22 protein-coding genes and 1 pseudogene are annotated in these 18,298 nt (G+C 69.4%); 11 read left to right on the top strand and 12 right to left on the bottom strand.

The window, feature by feature from the left end:
• Positions 1-34: 34 nt before the first annotated feature.
• From BIU99_RS13185 to BIU99_RS13175, 4 genes and pseudogenes are all read right to left on the bottom strand, one after another.
• Positions 35-1,027, bottom strand: a complete 993-nt coding sequence (locus BIU99_RS13185; RefSeq protein WP_071261602.1) for an NADP-dependent oxidoreductase — start codon at positions 1,025-1,027, stop codon at positions 35-37.
• 199 nt (positions 1,028-1,226) lie between these two features.
• Positions 1,227-3,389 (bottom strand): transglutaminase domain-containing protein, encoded by a 2,163-nt coding sequence (locus BIU99_RS13180; protein WP_071261600.1) that lies wholly within the window; start codon positions 3,387-3,389, stop codon positions 1,227-1,229.
• Between the two features lie 36 nt (positions 3,390-3,425).
• Positions 3,426-3,539: pseudogene (locus tag BIU99_RS20430) on the bottom strand (DUF2510 domain-containing protein); the annotation flags it as partial.
• A gap of 217 nt (positions 3,540-3,756) precedes the next feature.
• Entirely contained in the window at positions 3,757-4,383 is a 627-nt protein-coding gene (locus BIU99_RS13175) for a LysE family translocator (protein ID WP_071261599.1), read from the bottom strand.
• Positions 4,384-4,453: 70 nt separating this feature from the next.
• Here BIU99_RS13175 and BIU99_RS13170 point away from each other — a divergent pair, with 70 nt between their 5' ends.
• Both BIU99_RS13170 and BIU99_RS13165 read left to right on the top strand, forming a co-directional pair.
• The gene (locus tag BIU99_RS13170; protein WP_071261598.1) at positions 4,454-4,873 is read left to right on the top strand and encodes an Lrp/AsnC family transcriptional regulator; all 420 of its coding nucleotides are present in this window, start codon (positions 4,454-4,456) and stop codon (positions 4,871-4,873) included.
• Positions 4,874-4,954: 81 nt separating this feature from the next.
• Positions 4,955-5,212, top strand: a complete 258-nt coding sequence (locus BIU99_RS13165; RefSeq protein WP_071261596.1) for a hypothetical protein — start codon at positions 4,955-4,957, stop codon at positions 5,210-5,212.
• A gap of 30 nt (positions 5,213-5,242) precedes the next feature.
• Here BIU99_RS13165 and BIU99_RS13160 read toward each other — a convergent pair whose 3' ends face one another.
• The 4 genes from BIU99_RS13160 to BIU99_RS13145 all read right to left on the bottom strand — a co-directional run bounded on the left by BIU99_RS13160 (position 5,243) and on the right by BIU99_RS13145 (position 7,331).
• Complete coding sequence (locus BIU99_RS13160) at positions 5,243-5,578, bottom strand: hypothetical protein (RefSeq protein ID WP_139205437.1); 336 nt, start codon at positions 5,576-5,578, stop codon at positions 5,243-5,245.
• Between the two features lie 94 nt (positions 5,579-5,672).
• Entirely contained in the window at positions 5,673-6,209 is a 537-nt protein-coding gene (locus BIU99_RS13155; RefSeq protein ID WP_071261849.1) for an MOSC domain-containing protein, read from the bottom strand.
• A gap of 54 nt (positions 6,210-6,263) precedes the next feature.
• Entirely contained in the window at positions 6,264-6,770 is a 507-nt protein-coding gene (locus BIU99_RS13150; protein ID WP_071261847.1) for a GNAT family N-acetyltransferase, read from the bottom strand.
• A 105-nt stretch (positions 6,771-6,875) separates the two neighbouring features.
• A complete protein-coding gene (locus tag BIU99_RS13145) occupies positions 6,876-7,331 on the bottom strand; it encodes an Lrp/AsnC family transcriptional regulator (RefSeq protein WP_071261592.1) in 456 nt (151 codons plus the stop codon).
• 99 nt (positions 7,332-7,430) lie between these two features.
• On the opposite strand from BIU99_RS13145, the gene BIU99_RS13140 reads away from it, so the two are divergent.
• Complete coding sequence (locus BIU99_RS13140) at positions 7,431-7,982, top strand: alpha/beta hydrolase (RefSeq protein WP_083397348.1); 552 nt, start codon at positions 7,431-7,433, stop codon at positions 7,980-7,982.
• 201 nt (positions 7,983-8,183) lie between these two features.
• Complete coding sequence (locus tag BIU99_RS13135) at positions 8,184-9,071, top strand: serine hydrolase (protein ID WP_071261590.1); 888 nt, start codon at positions 8,184-8,186, stop codon at positions 9,069-9,071.
• A gap of 19 nt (positions 9,072-9,090) precedes the next feature.
• Here BIU99_RS13135 and BIU99_RS13130 read toward each other — a convergent pair whose 3' ends face one another.
• A complete protein-coding gene (locus BIU99_RS13130; protein WP_064295059.1) occupies positions 9,091-9,435 on the bottom strand; it encodes a hypothetical protein in 345 nt (114 codons plus the stop codon).
• 284 nt (positions 9,436-9,719) lie between these two features.
• On the opposite strand from BIU99_RS13130, the gene BIU99_RS13125 reads away from it, so the two are divergent.
• The 7 genes from BIU99_RS13125 (at position 9,720) to BIU99_RS13095 (ending at position 16,648) form a co-directional block, all read left to right on the top strand.
• Positions 9,720-10,961 (top strand): hypothetical protein, encoded by a 1,242-nt coding sequence (locus BIU99_RS13125; RefSeq protein ID WP_083397347.1) that lies wholly within the window; start codon positions 9,720-9,722, stop codon positions 10,959-10,961.
• An 88-nt stretch (positions 10,962-11,049) separates the two neighbouring features.
• The gene (gene ykgO, locus BIU99_RS13120; protein WP_064295097.1) at positions 11,050-11,172 is read left to right on the top strand and encodes a type B 50S ribosomal protein L36; all 123 of its coding nucleotides are present in this window, start codon (positions 11,050-11,052) and stop codon (positions 11,170-11,172) included.
• A gap of 50 nt (positions 11,173-11,222) precedes the next feature.
• The gene (locus tag BIU99_RS13115) at positions 11,223-12,230 is read left to right on the top strand and encodes an iron ABC transporter permease (protein ID WP_083397346.1); all 1,008 of its coding nucleotides are present in this window, start codon (positions 11,223-11,225) and stop codon (positions 12,228-12,230) included.
• A 36-nt stretch (positions 12,231-12,266) separates the two neighbouring features.
• The gene (locus BIU99_RS13110; RefSeq protein WP_064295061.1) at positions 12,267-13,271 is read left to right on the top strand and encodes an ABC transporter substrate-binding protein; all 1,005 of its coding nucleotides are present in this window, start codon (positions 12,267-12,269) and stop codon (positions 13,269-13,271) included.
• Positions 13,268-14,065 carry an ABC transporter ATP-binding protein gene (locus tag BIU99_RS13105; protein ID WP_064295062.1) on the top strand — a complete coding sequence of 266 codons (798 nt, stop codon included), beginning with the start codon at positions 13,268-13,270 and terminating at the stop codon, positions 14,063-14,065. The genes BIU99_RS13110 and BIU99_RS13105 overlap by 4 nt, the downstream gene beginning before the upstream one ends.
• Complete coding sequence (locus tag BIU99_RS13100; RefSeq protein ID WP_082916004.1) at positions 14,062-14,871, top strand: trans-aconitate 2-methyltransferase; 810 nt, start codon at positions 14,062-14,064, stop codon at positions 14,869-14,871. The genes BIU99_RS13105 and BIU99_RS13100 overlap by 4 nt, the downstream gene beginning before the upstream one ends.
• Before the next feature lie 115 nt (positions 14,872-14,986).
• On the top strand, positions 14,987-16,648 hold the full coding sequence (locus BIU99_RS13095; protein WP_064295063.1) for a RecQ family ATP-dependent DNA helicase: 1,662 nt from the start codon (positions 14,987-14,989) through the stop codon (positions 16,646-16,648).
• Here BIU99_RS13095 and BIU99_RS13090 read toward each other — a convergent pair.
• Genes BIU99_RS13090 through BIU99_RS13080 form a run of 3 tightly spaced genes read right to left on the bottom strand, consistent with a single transcriptional unit; the run spans position 16,598 to position 18,294 of the window.
• Positions 16,598-17,260, bottom strand: a complete 663-nt coding sequence (locus BIU99_RS13090; protein WP_064295064.1) for an HAD-IA family hydrolase — start codon at positions 17,258-17,260, stop codon at positions 16,598-16,600. The two genes, BIU99_RS13095 and BIU99_RS13090, sit on opposite strands and share 51 nt — an antisense overlap.
• Positions 17,257-17,742: an NUDIX domain-containing protein gene (locus tag BIU99_RS13085; protein ID WP_064295065.1), complete on the bottom strand. Its 486-nt coding sequence runs from the start codon at positions 17,740-17,742 to the stop codon at positions 17,257-17,259. The genes BIU99_RS13090 and BIU99_RS13085 overlap by 4 nt, the downstream gene beginning before the upstream one ends.
• Positions 17,743-17,751: 9 nt before the next feature.
• Complete coding sequence (locus BIU99_RS13080) at positions 17,752-18,294, bottom strand: ASCH domain-containing protein (protein WP_071261587.1); 543 nt, start codon at positions 18,292-18,294, stop codon at positions 17,752-17,754.
• Positions 18,295-18,298: the final 4 nt, after the last annotated feature.

Genomic DNA, 18,298 nt, shown 5'->3' with positions numbered 1-18,298 from the left:
GGAGCGTTTTGTGCACTCTCGCTGTCATCACTGACTAGTCCGCGATGACCGCTTTGCCACGGATGCCGCCACCGGCGAGCGAGCCGACGGCCTCCACCGTGTCGTCGAAGGGGAACACCTGTCCGACGACGGGACGGATCGCCCCGCTGTCGATGAGGGCGGTGATCTCGCGCAGCTGGTCACCACTCGCCCGCATGAGGAGGAACCGGTAGCTCACGCCGAGCCGCTTGGCCTGCCTGCGGATCTTGCCGCTGAGTGCTGAGATCGCCAGCCGGAGCATCGCGTTGAGGCCGGCGGAGCGGGCGAAGTCCGGGGTGGGCGGTCCGGCGATGCCGACGGCCGTTCCGCCTCGCTTGAGGATGCGGAGCGACTTCTCGAGGTTCTCGCCGCCGAGGCTGTCGAGCACGAAGTCGTACCCCTGGAGGAACTGCTCGAAATCCTCGGTGCGGTAGTCGATCACGGTGTCCGCGCCGAGTTCGCGCACGAAGTCCGCGTTGGAGGCGCTGGCCGTCGTCGCGACCTGCGCACCGAGCTGCTTGGCGAGTTGGATCGCGATCGATCCAACCCCGCCCGCACCGGCGTGGATGAGGACCTTCTGACCGTGCTGCACGTCGCCGAGCTCGACGAGGGCCTGCCACGCGGTCAGTGCGACGAGCGGCAGTGATCCTGCCTCCACCATGCTGATGGACGCCGGCTTGAGCGCGACATCCGCCTCTGCGACGGCGATGCGCTCGGCGAAGGTCCCGATCCGGTGATCACGAGGACGCGCGTAGACCTCGTCACCGGGCTTGAAGCTGCGGACATCCGCGCCGACGCGGATCACGGTGCCGGCGACGTCGTGGCCGAGGATGATCGGCAACTGGTACGGGAGGATCTGCTTGAACTCGCCGAGACGGATCTTCTCGTCGAGCTGATTGAGGCCGGCGGCCTGCACCTGCTCCAGGACGTCGCCAGCGCCGACGACGGGCTCGGGCACCTCGGTCTCGTGCAGTGGGGACGCGTAGCTCGAGATGATGAACGCCCTCATGGGTGGGCCTCCTTCCGGGTCGATTTCCCGGATTGACCCGAGTTAGCTCAATTATGAGCAGACTCAGTTATTTTGTCAAGGAGCCCCCACAGCCGCCCCGACGCCCAACCACATGACGCCCCGACTGGGCACCACAAGACCATCGGGCCGCTGGTCGAGCGGCAGCCGTCAGACCCTCGACGACGAGGATGCTCGCCGATCAGGGCGTCGCGTACGCGGGGATCGACGAGTCGATCATCCAGTACGTGTCTTCGACCCGCTGCGCCGAGTCGGTGAAACCCGAGTCGGGGATCATGAGGTAGGTCGAGGGATCGCCGCCGTCGTTCCAGGTGGTGTCGACGGCGAGCCACTGCCCGTCCACGAACACCTTGTTCCACGCGTGCGGCCCACCGGAGAGGACGTCCCCGGTCACGACCACCGTCTGCACGCCCGCGGCGTTCGCGAGCGCGTTGAAGGCGTAGGAGTAGCTCGCACACACGCCGAGCCCCTGCAGCAGCGTCCCGGTGGCGTTCCAGGCGTACTCGTAGCCGACCGGGACCCCGTCGAACGCGTCGCCCTGCAGGGTCGCGAAGGCGGCGTCGTCGTACTCGGCGTTCGAGACGAGCCACTCGTTGAGCGCGGTGACCTTCTCCCGATCGCTCAGCCCCTCGGGAGCCACAGCCGCCACGACCTCGTCGACGCGTTGCTTGAGTTGCGCCTGCAGCGCCGCCACCTCGTCGTTCGGCAGCGAATACGTCACGAGCAGGGTGTCTCCCCCATCGCGGAGTCCGACGTAGCTGACGTTGAAGACGTAGGGGTTCTGGGCCCGCGCCTCGTACACGGCGTCGTACGGGTCGGGCGCTCCCGGAGTGTCGACGAACTCGGAGATGTCGATCGACTTCGTCTGGGCGATCAGGTGCCCGGCGAGGAACCTGGTGAACTCGGTGCTGCCGTAGACCGGGTAGTCGGTGGGTGGCACCTCGGACACCGGTTCGGCGTCGGTGTTCTCGGGTGCCACGAAGGCGTCGAACCGCGGCATGCCGGTCGGCGGGGCAGCCTCCTGCGCTGCGGCGTTGAACTGGGCGATGGCTGCGACCGGGTCGGGGGTCGACCGCTTCGTGATCGGGATCCACTCCCCCAGCTGTGTGTTGCGTCCGCGGAGCGGGACGACCCATCGATCGCCGTAGTCGAGCACGGCGCTGTCATCGAGGTACGCGACGGTCGATCGGGTGCGCCCGTCGACCGAGACGAACGGCAGCACCTTCTGCACGTTCTCGATGCCCTCGATGTAGCCGCTGGCACCCCAGTTCTTCAGCGCACGCGTGGAGTTCGACGCGACCTCGAGCGGGAGGAAGCCTGCGGAGCGGGTGAAGTCGTACGGCTTGTACGGGGAGAACGAGGTTCCGTCGGTGGCGATCACGCCGAGGTCGAACCCGATCGTCTCGGCGGCGATCTCCTCCTCACCGGCGTCCTGCTCCTCACCGCCGGCCACGTCGTCCTCGGTCTGCGAGCGGTAGTTGTAGGCCTGCAGCCCGATGTTCTGACGACTGACGAACGGGGCCTCCTTCACCTCGAGGTTCTCGGTGTCGCCAGCGGAGGACCACTCGGTCCCGTCGACCTCGGCCACCAGTTTGAAGACGCCGTCACCCCGCTTGGTGACCTCGTGGTGCACGATCAGGTAGGTGTCGGCGCCCTCCACCGACTCCCAGGACAGCGTGACACCGCCGCTGTCGTCGGCCGCCCCGAAGGTCACCTCGGGTGCCGAGTACTCCGACTCGACCGTGAACTTCGTCACGAGCGGCTTGTCCCGCTCGGTGCCGTCCTTCTCGAGCCGGCTCACGAGGAAGTACTCGTCGTGCAGGCCCCACCGACCTCGGGATGCTCCGGCCTCGTCGAGGATGTCCGCCTCGGTCTTCCCGAACGTCTTCCCGAGTTCGGTTCCGGAGATCGTCACGCCGCCACCGGAGTCGGACTGGTACACCGAGTACTCGGCCTGCTTCGTCAGAGCCGCGTCGTAGAAGACCTGGAACGCCCATGGGGGCGCGTTACCGCCGCGGTCGAGGTCGTCGGTGTCCGCCCGCTTCTTGTTCTCTGCCTTGACGTCGTAGTCGACGTCGATCTCGAACTCGTGGTCGCGTTCGAGGCCCGCCTGTGGGGCCGTGAAGTCGTAGAGTGCGGACTGGTCGGTGGCGATACGGCCCTCGTCGCCGCCGGTCACGGCAGGGACCACGACGAACGCCGCCACGACGGCGAGCGCGGCCGCGATCGCGACGCTCCCGGTGACGAAGCCGATCGTGCGGCCCCGCCGTTTGCCAGGACGCTTCGACTGGTGTGGCTGCTGTGGCTGACGCTGAGCCTGCTGTGGGGCTGGTGGCTGCTGCACGGGTCGTGGCTGCGATGACGGCTGCGGCTGCTGCGGAACTCCGCCTTGCACCTGCGGGGTCCACTCCGAGCCGTTCCAGTACCGCTGCCCGGTCGGGTTCCACGGGTCCGCATACCAACCGGCCGGCGTACCCCCATGCGATTCCGTCACCCGACATCCCCCTTCAATCCGAACGCATCACTGCGATGACCCCATCAAAGCAACGCAACATACGTTATTCGATTCACGGGAATCGGGAAGCGAATCGGCCCGCCGTCACCGCACGACCTCGAGCGGTCAGATCGTCGCGCCGACGTCCCGGAACCCCTGCGGGGACGTGCCGGTGAGGCGCTGATCGACGGACGAGCCGGCGCTCACAGGGCGAAGATCACAGCGCCTGGATGATGAGGGCGACACCGAATGCGACGATCAGGCCGTTGCCGACGATGGCCGTCCTTTTCCGGAACGCCGGTCCCGTCCTCCGCCGCAGTCCGGCTCCGAGCGCGACCAGCAGCGTCTGCCAGCCGAAGGATGCGAGCCCGACACCCACGATGAAGGCGACTGCCGTCGACTCCGATGCCGTGAACTCGGTGAGCCCGGTCAGGATCGCCGCGAAGTACACCAGCGTGGCCGGGTTGATCGCCGTCAGGCCGAGGAAGAGCACGTACCGCTGAGGCGAGGTGCCCGAGCGCTCAGCGGATCGCTCCCCGGCTGACGGCTTCGCACGGAGGCCCTGCAGGAGGCCGTGCACTCCGAGCGCGATGACGACGACACCCCCGAGAAGCTGCGGCCAGGGAGACCAGCCGCCCACGATGGGCGCGGCGAGCGCACCGGCAGCGACGGCGACCGTGCAGTACGCCACGTCCACCGTCGCAACGGCGGCGGCCGCAGGCAGTCCACGGCGCAGCCCGCGCGTGATGCCTTCCTGGAGGAGCAGCATCCCGATCGCCCCGAGCGGTGCGGCCAGGGCGAGCCCGGCGACGGAACCGGCGAGGAGGGCGACGAGAAGGTCCATGCCGACGACTCTGGTGCAGCACACCGGTCGAGACAGTGTGTTCTGGCAGTGAGACGGCATACTGTGTCGCATGGACGACCTCGACAGTGCAATCATCGATGTTCTGCGGACCAATGGGCGCATTTCGTTCAGTGAGCTCGGTCGTCAGATCGGGTTGAGCACGAATGCGACGGCGGCCCGTGTCCGCCGCCTGGAGCGCAGCGGCGTCATCACCGGGTACCGCGCGATCCTCGGCTCCGACGCCCCGGTCGCCGAGGACGGGCTGGAGGCGTTCATCGACGTCCGACTCGACCCCGCGCGTCAGTCGGAGGAGTTCCTGGAGTGGACCCGTCGGATCCCCGAGATCAGAGACGCGGTGCACGTCACCGGCGCTTACGACTACCTCGTCCACATCCGCGTCGCCGGCACTGCCGCCCTCGACCGCCTCCTCCGCAGCATGAAGAACGACGGCGGCGCGACCCACACGCAGACGCGATTGGCGCTCCGGTAGATCCGAGACCCGAATCCGTCCTGCCGGCGCAGCGACGCGGATAGCATCGCCTTGACCGTCCAGCGAAGAGGAGGAGCCGTCATGTCCACGGATGAGAAGCGGCCGCATGTGCCACTGCGGGACTTGGTCGGCGATCTGACTGCCGCTCCGCTCCCTGAAGGCACACAGGCCGAGGCGATCTTCATGATGGTGAAGCTCGACGACGGATCATGGTGTGTGCGGTCGGTCGGTGACACCTATAACGTCGCGGAGTTCGTCTTGGAACTGAACGGCTACACGCACGCCGTCACGATGACGACCGCGCGCGAGTGGGTCGATGACGAGGACGACGTCGTGTAGCTCAGGGGCGACCCATCGCCCCGTTACGGTTCAGCGAGCGCGCTGGGCGCGGGCCTCCCAGTCAGCGCGCGACAGGAACGGCGCACCTGCCAGCCGGACGACGATCCCGGTCCTCGAGTCGACCTGGTCGAACTCCTGATACTTGAGCCTGAGCGTCGTGTAACCCGCGCGGCGCTCCCGCTGATCGGCTCGCTTGAACGCCGCTTCGACGGCGTAGCTCACGACGATCAGGATGACCGTTGCGGCGAAGGGAACATCCCACGCAGCTCCGACCACCAACATGATGGAACTGGAAACACCCGCGATGACCAAGAGGACGCAGACGGCCAACAACGTCCTCGCCCAGACCCAGGCGGAAATCGGCACGACCGGTGCATACCGCTTCACAACCGCATCCCCCTGTCTCGACCGGAACCCTGATCGAGCAGGGCCGGTGTGATCACGCTACCGCGGCCTGTCTCTAGACCGGCGCGAGGGGTTCCCGGGCTCCGTCCGGAAGTTCCACGGTGATCGGGTCACCGGGCTGCACGACGCCGCCGGCGAGCACGACGCCCATGACTCCCGCCTTGCGCACGGTGCTACCCTCGGCGTCCGTGCCGACGACCTGCTTGAGCAGGCCTGGTTCGAAGCGGTCGATCTGGACACAGGGATTCCGAAGCCCCGTCACCTCGACGACGGCGTCCGTCCCGAGCCGGAGCACGGCACCCGCGGGGAGGTCGAGGAGGTCCAGCCCCTCGGTGGTGATGTTCTCGCCCAGCTCACCCGGGGTGAGATCGGCGTCCACCTCCGCGAAGAGCTCCCGGTGGATGAGGTGGACCTGTCGGAGGTTGGGCTGCGTGGGGTCTCGTCTCACGCGGGACCGATGCTGCACCGTCGCGCCGAAATGCGCGTCGCCCTCGACGCCCAGCCCGGCGACGAGGGTGATCGCGTCCCGTCGCGGCTTGGAGAAGCGGTGCTCATCGTCGCTGCTGACCGAGACGACACGGGCGTTTGCCATCACCCCAGTGTGCACGGGGCAAGCGCGGATGACCACTCGACCCACACGACACGGTCAGTCGTGCAGGATCACCTGGTACAGGTTGTGGTCCTGCCAGGTCCCGGCGATCCGCAGGTACGACGGCGCCATGCCGATGTGCTCGAACCCGGCGTTGCGGAGCACCCGTTGCGAACCGTGGTTGTGCAGCAGGGTGCTCGCCTCCACCCGATGCAGGCGGAGGTCGTCGCGTGCCACCCGCAGGATCGCCTGCACGGCGGCCGTCGCGAGGCCCTTGCCCGCGTACTCCGCATCCACCCAGTAGCCCAACCCGGCGTTCTGGAACGGGCCACGGACGATCCCCGACAGGTTGAACCGGCCGACGATGGTCGCGCCGTCGAACAGGCCGAGCGAGTATGCGCTCCCGGCGGCACTCGACGCGAGCTTGCTGGTGAGGTCCGCCGACTGCGCGGCCTCGGTGAAGAACTCCTCTGAGCGAGCCGGCTCCCATGGAGCCAGGTGGTCGCGGTTCCGCGAGTACGCCGCGGCGAGTTCCCTCGCGTCACCGAGTTCCAAGGGCCGCATGTCGATGCCGTCGGCGAGGTTGATCACGGTGAACACCCGTCCACGGTAGTCGCCGCCGGGTGCACTCGACCAGCCCGATGCGACATGCGGACCGCAGAGCGAGATTCAGCGACTGGCGATGGGGTGGGCCGGGTACTCGCGCAGCACCAGGGCCGTGCTGACGGGACCGAACCGGCCGATGGCGTCGATGATCTGCTCGAGGCGTTCCGGCGAGGAGGCGTGCACATCGAGGACGAGACAGTCCTCGCCGGTCACGCGGTAGATCCGGTGGATCTCCGGAAGCTCGTCGAACTGGGTCAGCGACGCCTGGATCTGTGCGTGGGTCGTTCGGAGTCGGACGACGGCGTGCGTCGTGAGCCCGAGCTTCTGCGGCGACACCCGAGCCCCGTAGCCGGTGATGTACCCGGCGAGCTCGAGCTTGCGGACCCGCGCCGACACGGCCGGCTGGGACAGGTGCACGAGCCGGGCGAGGTCCGTCATCGTGGTTCGCCCGTCGACCTGGAGCACGTCGAGGATCGTCTGATCCGTTCGATCGAAGGAAAGCGAAGCATCGTCCGTCATCTGCTTAGTAAACAACGGATGGTGACGCTCCAGCTGCTGAGACGGAGGGTTCGACTGGCACGCTGAGGGCAGATCGCCCGACCACGACGAAGGAATCCCATGTCGATCATCACCATGCCCGGGATCGGTGGATCCGACGACGCCCACTGGCAGTCCCTCTGGGAGCGCGAGACACCCGCGATCCGACGGTTCGCGCCGGCCTCCTGGGACGAGCCGGATCTCGACGACTGGTCCGCCGCGCTCGACCGGGCGGTGGCAGGTGAGCCGGCGATCCTGGTGGCCCACAGCCTCTCGTGTCTGCTGGCCGTCCGCTGGGCGGCGGCGAACCCTGCACGAGTCGCCGGGCTGTTCCTCGTCGCCGCACCCGATCCCGAGGGGCCGCGATTCCCGAGGGTCGCCGCCGCGTTCGCCGAAGATCTCGATGTCCGGCCATCCGCACCCGCAGTGCTCGTGACCAGTGACGACGACCCGTACTGTTCGGAGGCTCGCGCAGCCGAGTTCGCCGCAAGGTGGGGCGTGCCTCGGATCAGCATCGGGCGGCAGGGCCACGTGAACGCCGCCAGTGGACTCGGCGCCTGGCCGGAGGGCCGGCGACTGCTGACCGCCTTCAGCGCGGGCACTGCGAACGCCTCCCCGCCTGGAGGGGGCTGAGTGCCGGGATCGGCGGCAGGAGTGAGCTGCGCGGTGCCGCTAACCGTTGTCGCTCACGCGGACTTCTTGACCGGACCGCCGCGCTCGGGCTGCTCGGGGCGTCACTCGCCGGCCGCCTGGACGTCGGGAAGTCCGGTCGCACCCGATGAACCCTGCGATGGACGGCGTTCGCGCCGTGCGGGCGTCGGGCAGACTGGAACCGTGACCCGAGCCGAAACGACCCGAGCAGCCCTCCTCCGCGACCGCATCGTCCAGCAGGTCGCCGAGCTGGGCTTCGACGCGCACGGCCTGCACGTGCTCGCCGGTGACGACGAAGCCGGGCACCGCTGGACCGAGGACGTCCGTGAGGACATCCACTCCGCAGCGAAGGGCGTCTGTGTGCTCGCCGTCGGCATCGCCATCGACGACGGTCTCATCACGATGGACACCACGCTTGGCGCGGTGTTCCCGGAAGTCGACTTCGGCGAGGGTACTGCCGACGTCACCCTCCGCCACCTCCTGAACATGACGAGCGGTGTCGACCTCCCCTGGTCACCGACCCTGCTGTCCGACTGGCCGGACCTCGCCCTCGAGTTCTTGAGCAGGCCGTCCCGCGGTCGTGTGTTCCAATACTCGAACGCCAGCACCTACACGGCGATGCGCGCGCTCGAGACCCGGGTCGGCGACGTCGGCGACTACATCGAGCAACGACTCCTCGCACCGCTCGGCATCCACGACGCGCCCTGGGAGCGGTGTCCCCGCGGATTCATCGCGGCCGGCGGAGGGCTGCACCTCGGCACCACGGAACTCGCGCGCATCGGCCGCCTCATCCGCGACCGCGGCCGGTGGGGAGGCGAACGACTCCTGTCGGCGGAGTGGATCGACGCCATGCACACCGAGTGGGTGCCCTCCGGCACCGGCGATGGCTACGAGCGGTATGCGCTCGCCGGGTGGGATGGTCCTGGCGCGGCCTGGCGACTCCACGGGGCCTACGGGCAGCTCGTCATCTTCGCCGGCGACGCCGTGATAACCATCACGGCCGAGGACCACGAGGGGGCCGACCGCATCGCGGCCTCCGTGTCCTCGCTCCTCACCGACACCGCGGGCTGAGCCCGGCTGCGGGCGCGGGTCAGCTTCCTGCGCGGAGCACTCCCGCCGCCGCTTCGACGGTCGAGACGAACGTGGCGCCGACGCTCCGGTGCCCGGACCGGATCTCCTGTTGAGGAGCATCGGAGACCACGACCACGTCGATGTCGAGGATGCGACAGACACGCGCTTTGTACGCGATGTCGACCCGGTCCCCGACTCGCGGGCACAACACGACCGCACTCGGTGGGAACCGGTCGTCCGTGAGCATCTCACCCCAGGACGACGCCGCGATCGTCACCTGCAGATCAGGTGCGTGGGAGCCGAGCCACGACACGGCAGACGCACGGGCGCGGTCGTCACTGTCCAGTACGCCGACCGTTCGCATCGATACCTCGTCACTCGTCACCGCATCCGGATTCACACCCCGATGGTGTCGGCTTCATCCGTAAGATACCAGCGCTGGGACGGCCCGCGGAGCACGGAACCCGAATCCACCGCACGACCCACCCCCGCCTCACGCGGACCGTCCACCGCGGGCGACTCGCGATGCTTGCACCCCGCAGGCCTGGCGGGCACGATGGACGGGTACCGCGGTGTCGTGGTGATCGTCGAAGCCCAGGCCGACTTGTCTGCCGATCGATCCCCCGCTCCGTCTCGGAGGCATCGTCCATGACGACTGCTCGCTCATTCCCGCCCTCCATCCTCGGCCACTTCCGCTCAGCCGCCCGCCGATATCGCGGCGTCCTCGGCCATCCCGGGGCGCCCCGGTTCTTCCTCGCTGCAGCCCTCGCGCGGCTCGGCGTCGCCATGACCGGACTCGGGCTGCTGTTCTCGATCCAGCACGCCACGGGGTCGTTCGCGGCCGCAGGGGCGGCGACGGGGGCGTTCGCGCTCGCCGAGGCGGTGGTCGGCCCGCAGATCGCCCGACTCACCGACCTGTGGGGACAGACGGCGACCGTGCCGGTGGCCGTGCTCGTGCATGTCAGTGCAGTCGTCGTCGCGATCGCCACTGCAGGACATGCGCCGTTCGGCATCTCCCTGGCGATCGTCGTCGTCGCGGGTGTCGCGATCCCGCAGCCCGGTGCCCTGTCGGCGGCGCGCTGGTCGCGGTTCCTCCCGGAGCCCGATGCGCTCCGGACCGCCTTCGCTCTCGAAGCGAACGTGAACGACGCGGTGTTCCTGTCGGGACCGATCCTCGTGACGCTCATGAGCACCTCGCTCGCGCCGTGGGCGGGATCCGCGGCTGCGGGGATCCTCGTGGCCACCGGCTGTGTCGCACTCTCACTGCAACGCTCCACCGCCCCGAAACCGCGACGTCGACCGGAGCGTGGGGCGGACATCCACCGCTCCACCCTCCTCGCCCCACCGTTCCTCGCGGCGCTCGGGGTGAACCTCGGGCTGGGGTGCTTCTTCGGTGCGGCACCACTCCTCGTCACGGCGGCGGCGACGGCGGAGGGACGACAACCCTTCGTCGGACTCGTCCTCGCGCTCTCCAGTGCCGCGAGCATCGTCGCCGGCGCGCTGTACGGTGCGCTGCGATCGACTCCGCAGCCCCGGACCGTGCAGCTGATCGCGTCCGTCGTCCTCACGCTCGCCGTCGTCGTCGGTGCCGTCTGGCCCGCCCTGCCCGGGCTGGCGATCATGCTCCTCGTCGGCGGGACCGCGATCGCACCGCTCCTCGCCTCGTCCTCGCAGATCGTGCAGGCGACGGTCGTCCCCCAGGAACTGACGCAGGGGTTCACCTGGATCAACTCGGCTTCCGCCGCGGGTATCGCGGCGAGCGCCGCGCTCACCGGTCGGCTCATCGCACAGGGAGGCGTCGAGGCCGCGGCGCCACCGCTCATGATGCTCGTGTTGATCGCGGTCGTGTCTGCAGCGTCGGCGTTCCGGACACGCACGCCCGTCGACTGAACGGCACTCCGAGCGGCGGTCGATGTGACATCGGCGAGATCCACCCACTATGGTATTGATAACCATTATCAATATGGAGGGTGCGGTCATGAAGGTCAGGAACTCGTTGAAGTCGCTGAAGAAGATGCCAGGAGCGCAAGTGGTCCGCCGACGCGGTCGCGTCTTCGTCATCAACAAGCTCAACCCGCGCTTCAAGGCGCGTCAGGGTTGAACGAGGTCGTCGTCGCGTCGATCCGGCGTGGCCGCCGGCATGACGCGGCGATGACCGTCAGTCTTGCCATGCTCGCCGTGGCGACGATCCTCATCGCCGTGGCGATCGGCCCCGTCCCCATCGAACCGCCGACGGTGGTGGCTGTCCTCGCCCGGCACCTCTTCGGAAGCGCACCCGGCCCCTGGCCGGACTCGGTCGATCAGATCGTCTGGATCACGAGAGCGCCGCGGGTGGCGATGGGACTCGTCGCCGGCGCCGTGCTCGCCGTCGCGGGAGTCATGCTGCAGGCCCTCGTCCGCAATGCGCTCGCAGACCCCTACCTGCTCGGACTCAACTCGGGCGCTTCGACGGGTGTGGCCCTCGTCGTGCTCGTCATCGGCGGTGGCGGCGCGCTCCTCGTCGCCGGCGCCGCATTGGCCGGGGCCATCGGTGCGGTGCTGCTGGTCGTCCTGCTCGCCGGGATGGCGAATCGACGCGGGCCCCTGCGCTTGGTCCTCGCCGGGCTCGCCGTCGGGTACGCGCTGAACGCCACCACGAGCTTCCTCGTCTTCTCCAGCGACGCACCGGAAGCGGCACGCTCCGTGCTGTTCTGGCTCCTGGGGTCGCTGGCGTCGGTGCAACCGGCCGCCCTCCTCGCCGCAGCGATCTCCGCGGTGATCGGCCTGAGCGCCCTCATCGTCCTCGCGCCCTGGACCGACGCCCTGACATCAGGCGACGACTCGGCCAGATCGGTCGGACTCGACCCCGAGCGAGCGCGGATCGGACTGATGGTGGGCGTCTCGGCGATGGTCGGCGTGACGGTGGCGGCCGTCGGGGGCGTCGGCTTCATCGGGCTCGTTATCCCCCACCTCGCGCGCCGGCTCGTCGGCGGACGCCACCGGGCCGTGCTCCCCGTCGCCGCCCTGCTCGGCGGCATCGTCCTCGTCACCGCCGACACCATCGCAAGGACGGCGTTCGCTCCGCAGGAGATCCCGGTCGGTGTGATCACCGGGATCCTCGGCGCGCCATTCCTCCTCGCGCTCCTCCGCCAGGGCCACGGCGCCCGGTCCGAGACATGAGCCCCTCCCCTCCCCCATCAGAACGGAAGACACCCGATGACCACACCCCGACTCCGGCGAGCGCTCCTCGCTGCGACCGTCCCCGTGCTCGCGCTCGGCATCCTGAGCGCCTGCACGGCCACCACCGCAGCTGAGCCCTCTGGCGCTCCGAGCGACGCCGGCTTCCCGGTCACCATCGACAACTGCGGTTCGACGATCACCCTGGACGCGCCGGCCCGACGCATCGTGCTCGTGAACGACGACGAACTGCCCAACCTGGAGGCGCTCGGAGCCGTCGACCGGATCGTCGCCATCACCGCGACCCCACAACCGGGCCTGTACGCGGACGCCACGTACGACGCACTCGACGCCCTGTCGCCGCTCACCACCGAGCAGAACGCGACGGGTGGTTCGGTCGTCTCCCAGGAGAGCATCCTCGGTGCGTCGCCGGATCTGGTCATCGCCCCCGAGAACGCCGTCGACCGTGACGCGTTGGCGGCGAGCGGGATCCCCGTCTACTCCCCCACCGCCTACTGTTCGAACCCCGACCCGGCGCTCAGCAGGACGGCGACCTTCGACCGGGTCTGGGACGAGGTCCGGTCCCTGGGCGGCCTGCTCGGAGCGGGCGAACAGGCCGAGCAGGCCATCGCCGCGGCGAAGGCGACCGTGCAGTCACCTGCTCCCGACGCCGGGACCGCCGCTGCCCTCTACGTCTCGTCCGGCGGCGCCGTGCTGTCGCCGTACGGCGGGCCGAGCATGGTCACCCCGGTCTTCGCGGCCGCGGGCCTCACCAACGTGTACGCGGACTCCGATCAGCGGGTCTTCGACGCCAGCGTGGAGGACATCATCTCCCGCGATCCCGGCACGATCGTGCTGCTGTACTCGAGCGGCGACCCGCAGAGTACGATCGACGCCTTCCTGAGCACGCCGGGTGTCTCCGGGCTGAGCGCCGTCCGTGACGACCGGGTCACAGCACTCCGCTTCCCGTACACGGATCCGCCGAGCCTGCTCTCGATCAAGGGCCCTCACGAACTCGCACGGCTCCTGGACGATCTCGGATGATCGAAGCCGCGGCGGTGACCGTCCGCTCCGGTGGCCGCACGCTGCTCGACGCCGTCTCCTTCACCGCACCGACCGGCAGCGTGACCGGGATCGTCGGGCCGAACGGCGGTGGGAAGACGACGCTGCTGCGCGCGATCGTGCGAGCCGTTCCGATCGAGCGTGGTCGGATCGCCGTCGACGGGCAGGACGTCGGCACGCGGCGCCGACGGTGGATCGCCCGCAGGGTCGCCGAGGTCGGCCAGCGAGTCGACCCGGACCCGGGGCTGCGCGTCGTCGACGAGGTGTCGTTGGGCGGTCTCGCCGAACACGGCGTACTCCGCGTCGGTGGCACCACCCACGATCAGGAGGTCGCCGCCGCGATCGACGCGGTCGGGCTGACCCACCGGGCGTTCGACCGCCTGGCCACCCTGTCCGGAGGAGAGCTCCAGCGGGTCGCCCTCGCCCGAGCCCTCGCGCAGCGTGCGCCGCACGTCCTGCTCGACGAACCCACGAACCATCTCGACCTCAGACATCGGCTCGAGGTCGTCGCACTCCTGCGCACGATCGCACCCACCGTCGTGGTCGTGTTGCACGATCTCGACCTCGCGGCTCAGGCCTGCGACCACCTCGTCCTCCTCCACCACGGCCGCGTCGCCGGTGCAGGCCCACCCCGGGACGTCCTGCATCCCGGCCTGATCGACCGGGTCTACGACGTGAGCACCCACCGGCACGAGGACGCGGCCGGCCGGGTGCGCTTCGAATTCTCACTACCACCGGAACGACACCTCCACCCCGACACCAAGGAGTCCCCATGACCGAATCCATCTCCACCGACGACGCGACGACGCTCGCGACCGCTCGGAGCCTCGCATCGCGCTGGGATGCGCAGCAGACCGGCTACATCAGGCATCGAGCAGAGCGGTTCGACACCATCGCGCGGGTCGTCGCGGCGATCTGCGCGGACTCGCCCGCGCCCCGCATCCTCGATCTCGCGGGCGGGACGGGCTCCCTCGCCGAGCACGTCCTCGCGGCCGTCCCGAATGGTCGGGCGGTCGTCGCGGACAAGGACCCCGCGCTCCTCGCCATCGCCGCCGACCTCTCGGCAGCAGACCCGCGGCTCTCGATCGCGGAGGTCGACCTCGCCGACGCCGACTGGGCCGCGCATCCGCTCATCGCGGACGGCCGGTTCGACGCCGTGGTCTCCTCGACGGCACTGCACTGGCTCCGACCCGCCGACCTCGTCGACGTCTACCGCGCACTGCCCGCCCTCATCCGGCCGGGCGGCATCGTCGTGAACGGCGATCACCTCTCGTACAGCGCACACCACGAGTCGACGCTGGCCGACATCGCCCGCACCGACGACGAGGCGATGCAGCAGGAGACCTTCTCCGGCGACACCGACACGTGGGACGGCTGGTGGGACGCGGTCGCGGCCACGCCGCGCTACGCCGACGCGCTCCGCCGTCGTGACGAGGTCTGGGGTGCATCGCTCCACGAAGCGCCGCCGAAGGTCACCCTCGGCTTCCACCTCGAGACACTCCGCAGCGCGGGATTTGCCGAGACCGGGACCGTCTGGCAATACCTCGACGACTACGTGCTCTACGGCGTCATGGCGAGCTGACCGCCTGAGGACCCGGAGACCGACCTCCGTCCTGCTCGACGGTGCGACGTTGCAGAGCCGGCGGCACCCGTCAAGCGGGCTCGACAGGTCGGTGCGCGGAGGTACCGTCACAGGCATGGGTTCCTCTCGTACGTCCGCCGGTTCCGTCGATCGCATCGCTCGCGATGACTTCGGATGGGAGACGTTCCTGCCGGGACAGCGGGAGGCGATCCAGTCGGCCGTCGCGGGGCGCGACACGCTCCTCGTCCTCGCCACGGGCGGCGGGAAGTCGGCGGTCTACCAGGTCGCCGGCGCCCAGCGCGGTGGCGTGACCCTCGTCATCTCACCGCTGGTCGCGCTGCAGGCCGATCAACTCGCCTCGATCGAGGCGGCGCCTGCCGCCCCTCCGGCCGTCGCACTCAACGGCTCGCTCGGGCCGCATGCGATCGCGGAGGCCTGGGAGCGCATCGACGAGCGCGGGCCCGTCTACGTGCTGCTGGCTCCGGAACAGCTCGCGAACGAGGAGACCGTCGCCCGGCTCGGCGCGGCCGGTGTCTCACTCATGGTCGTCGACGAGGCGCACTGCGTCTCCTCATGGGGAACCGACTTCCGACCCGACTACCTGCGCCTCGCAGACGTCCGCCGCGAACTCGGCGATCCGCCGGTGCTCGCCATGACGGCCACCGCATCCGGCCCCGTCCGCGCCGAGATCATCGAACGCCTGCGCATGCACGATCCGGACGTCCAGGTGCACGGCGTCGACCGCCCGGAGATCCGCCTCGTCGTGCACCGGCACGAGAGCGAAGCGGAGAAGCGAGCCGCGGTCGTCGACGAGGCCCGCGCCTGGACGGCGCCCGGACTGGTCTATGTGGCGACGCGCCGCGACACCGAGCGATACGCCGAGGAGATCGCGGCCGAAGGACGCCGGGTGGCCGCGTACCACGCCGGCCTGAAGACCTCGGAACGTCGCGCCGTCCACGATCGCTGGCGAGCCGGCGAACTCGACGTCGTCGTCGCGACCTCGGCGTTCGGGATGGGGATCGACCGCGCCGACGTGCGCTTCGTCCTCCACGCCACGACGACCGAGTCACTCGACGCCTACTACCAGGAGGTAGGACGGGCCGGACGGGATGGTGAACCTGCCACCACCGCGCTCCACTACCGCGCAGAGGATCTCGGTCTCCGTCGTTTCTTCACCAAGCGTTCGGTGTCGGAAAACGCACTGCGCGCCGTCTGGCGGGCCGTCCGCGCTGCTCCGGGTTCGAGCGTCGGCGATCTGACCAAGCAGCTCGATCGGCCGCGCCGCACGGTCGCCCGCCTCGTCAACGACCTCGCGGACGCCGGCCTCGTCGACACCGCCGACGGCGTCCGGGCGATCGACGAGATCGGTCCGAAGCGCGCGATCGGCGCTGTGCGCCAGACGCTCGAGTCACGCGAGCGGATCGCTGAATCGCGGCTCGCCATGATGCGTGCCTACGCCGAGACGTCGCACTGCCGCCGGCGGGTGCTGCTCGAGTACTTCGGTGTCGAGGCAGCGGAATGGTGCGGAAACTGCGACGGCTGCGAACGGCATGAGGCACACCAGGAGGAGGAGCGCGCCGGGTCCGGAGATGCCGTCGCCGGTTCGCCGCTGCATGTCGACCAGGCGGTGCACCACGAGGAGTTCGGTCCCGGCATCGTGATGGGTGTCGAGCCGGATCGCGTCACCATCTTCTTCGATTCCGAGGGCTACAAGGTCGTGGCGCTCTCAGCGCTCGAGACCGGCGTCCTCACCACCCGCGAGCTCGCCTCGGCCTGAGCGCTCGGGCGCCTGCGCACCGCGAACCGGTACGCCTGCGTCGCGCAGGCGACCCCGAAGGTCGTCGACCGTCGTGAACCGACGCGTGGACATCGACAGCCGCGCTGCTCCGACGAGTTTCGACGCAGAGTCGTCGGTGAAGAGCACCTCCGCGCCCCTCACTCCCAGCACGTCGAGCACGTGCTGGAACGCTCGGACGTCGGGTTTCGCGAAGCCGATGTCCGCCGAGTTGAAGATCGCGTCGAAGTGGTCGGCGATGCCCGACGCTGCGAGTTCAGCAGCGATCGTGTCCGTGCCGTTCGTGAGCACCGCCGTCGTCAAGCCCGCGGTTCGGATCTCGTCGGACAGCTCCAGGAGCGCGTGGTCGACCGACCACGTCTGAGCACCCCATTCCTCAGCTGCCGCCCGGTCACCGACGAGGTGTCCGATCCGGCTGACCCATTCGGCTCTCGTGATCCGGCCGGTGGTGACCTCGTCGATGAGCGGAGCCGCGAAGGCGATCCCGGCGAGCACCCCGGGCTTGAGCCCGTTCCTGACCTCGATGTCGACCACCAGGGCTGGATCGAAGTGTCGGATCACGCCGTCGAGGTCGAACAGGACGACGCGGATCACGACGTGGCTCGTATCTCGCCGCCCGCCGGCTCGCGCCCCGGGGCGTCGTCGATGACGCGATCGATCCAGTCGCGCCGCGGCAGCGTCGGGATCTCGTCACGGGCGAACCAACCGAGTTCGAGCAGCTCCTCGGGGTCCGCGGTCGCCTCACTGAGGAGCTCGCAGTCGTAGGCGGTGGTGACGTAGCCGACGTGGTCGCCGTTCGGGTAGCGCACCATCATCGGTTCACCGCCGTACACCCCGACGATCCCGCGGATGTGGACCCGGGCGCCGGTCTCTTCGAGGACCTCGCGGAGCAGGGCGTCGGCGGGCTCCTCAGCCGGCTCGACGCCGCCGCCGATCAGACTCCAGAGGCCGGAGTGGTGATGGCGGCCGAGGAGGAACCGGTCCCCGTCGCGGATCACCGCGGTGACCCCGGGGAGCATGAGGAACCCGGTCCCGATGTGGGAGCGGATCGAGGCGACGTAGTCGGACATCGGCATGCGGGGAGTCTACGGAACCGGCCTGACCGGAACGTGTCCGTCGGCGTGCTCCGGCGGCCACACCACGGCGAAGTGTTCGAAGACGATCTCTTCGGACTCCGACCACACCGCACCCCGGGCCGCAGTGGTCCGCTCCCAGTAGCGTCGATGTTCGCGCTGCCAGCTCTCGAGCGTGCGGTCGTCCTCGCCTTCGGCGAACGCGAAGGCGGCGTCGGCACTCCCGAACGGACCGATGCGCAGTGCGACGCTCCGGATGATGATCCGCGGAGCACCGGTGCTGTCGCACGCGATCCAGTGCGATCCGATCCGCGGAAGCGGGTCCCCGCGATGCGCGAACTCGGAGACGAGTTCGGCGGTGGCCCGCTTCCGTCCGGTCAAGACGATGTCGAGCAGTTCGTCGGCCAGCTCGGCCGTGTCGCCGAAGTGCTCGACCGTGTAGTCGGCGTCGTCCAGTCCCGCGCCGCCGCGATGCTCGGCGTACGCCTGCCACATCGTCCTCGCGGCATCGACGTCGGGGGCGGCGACCGGGCTGGCGGCGTGTGCGGAGTCCATACAT

It is taken from the genome of Plantibacter sp. MMLR14_011 (assembly GCF_001865025.1).
Classification (GTDB): domain Bacteria; phylum Actinomycetota; class Actinomycetes; order Actinomycetales; family Microbacteriaceae; genus Plantibacter; species Plantibacter flavus_A.
The sequence above is the reverse complement of the archived record's forward strand: the minus strand, read 5'-3'. Positions and strand labels throughout refer to the sequence as shown.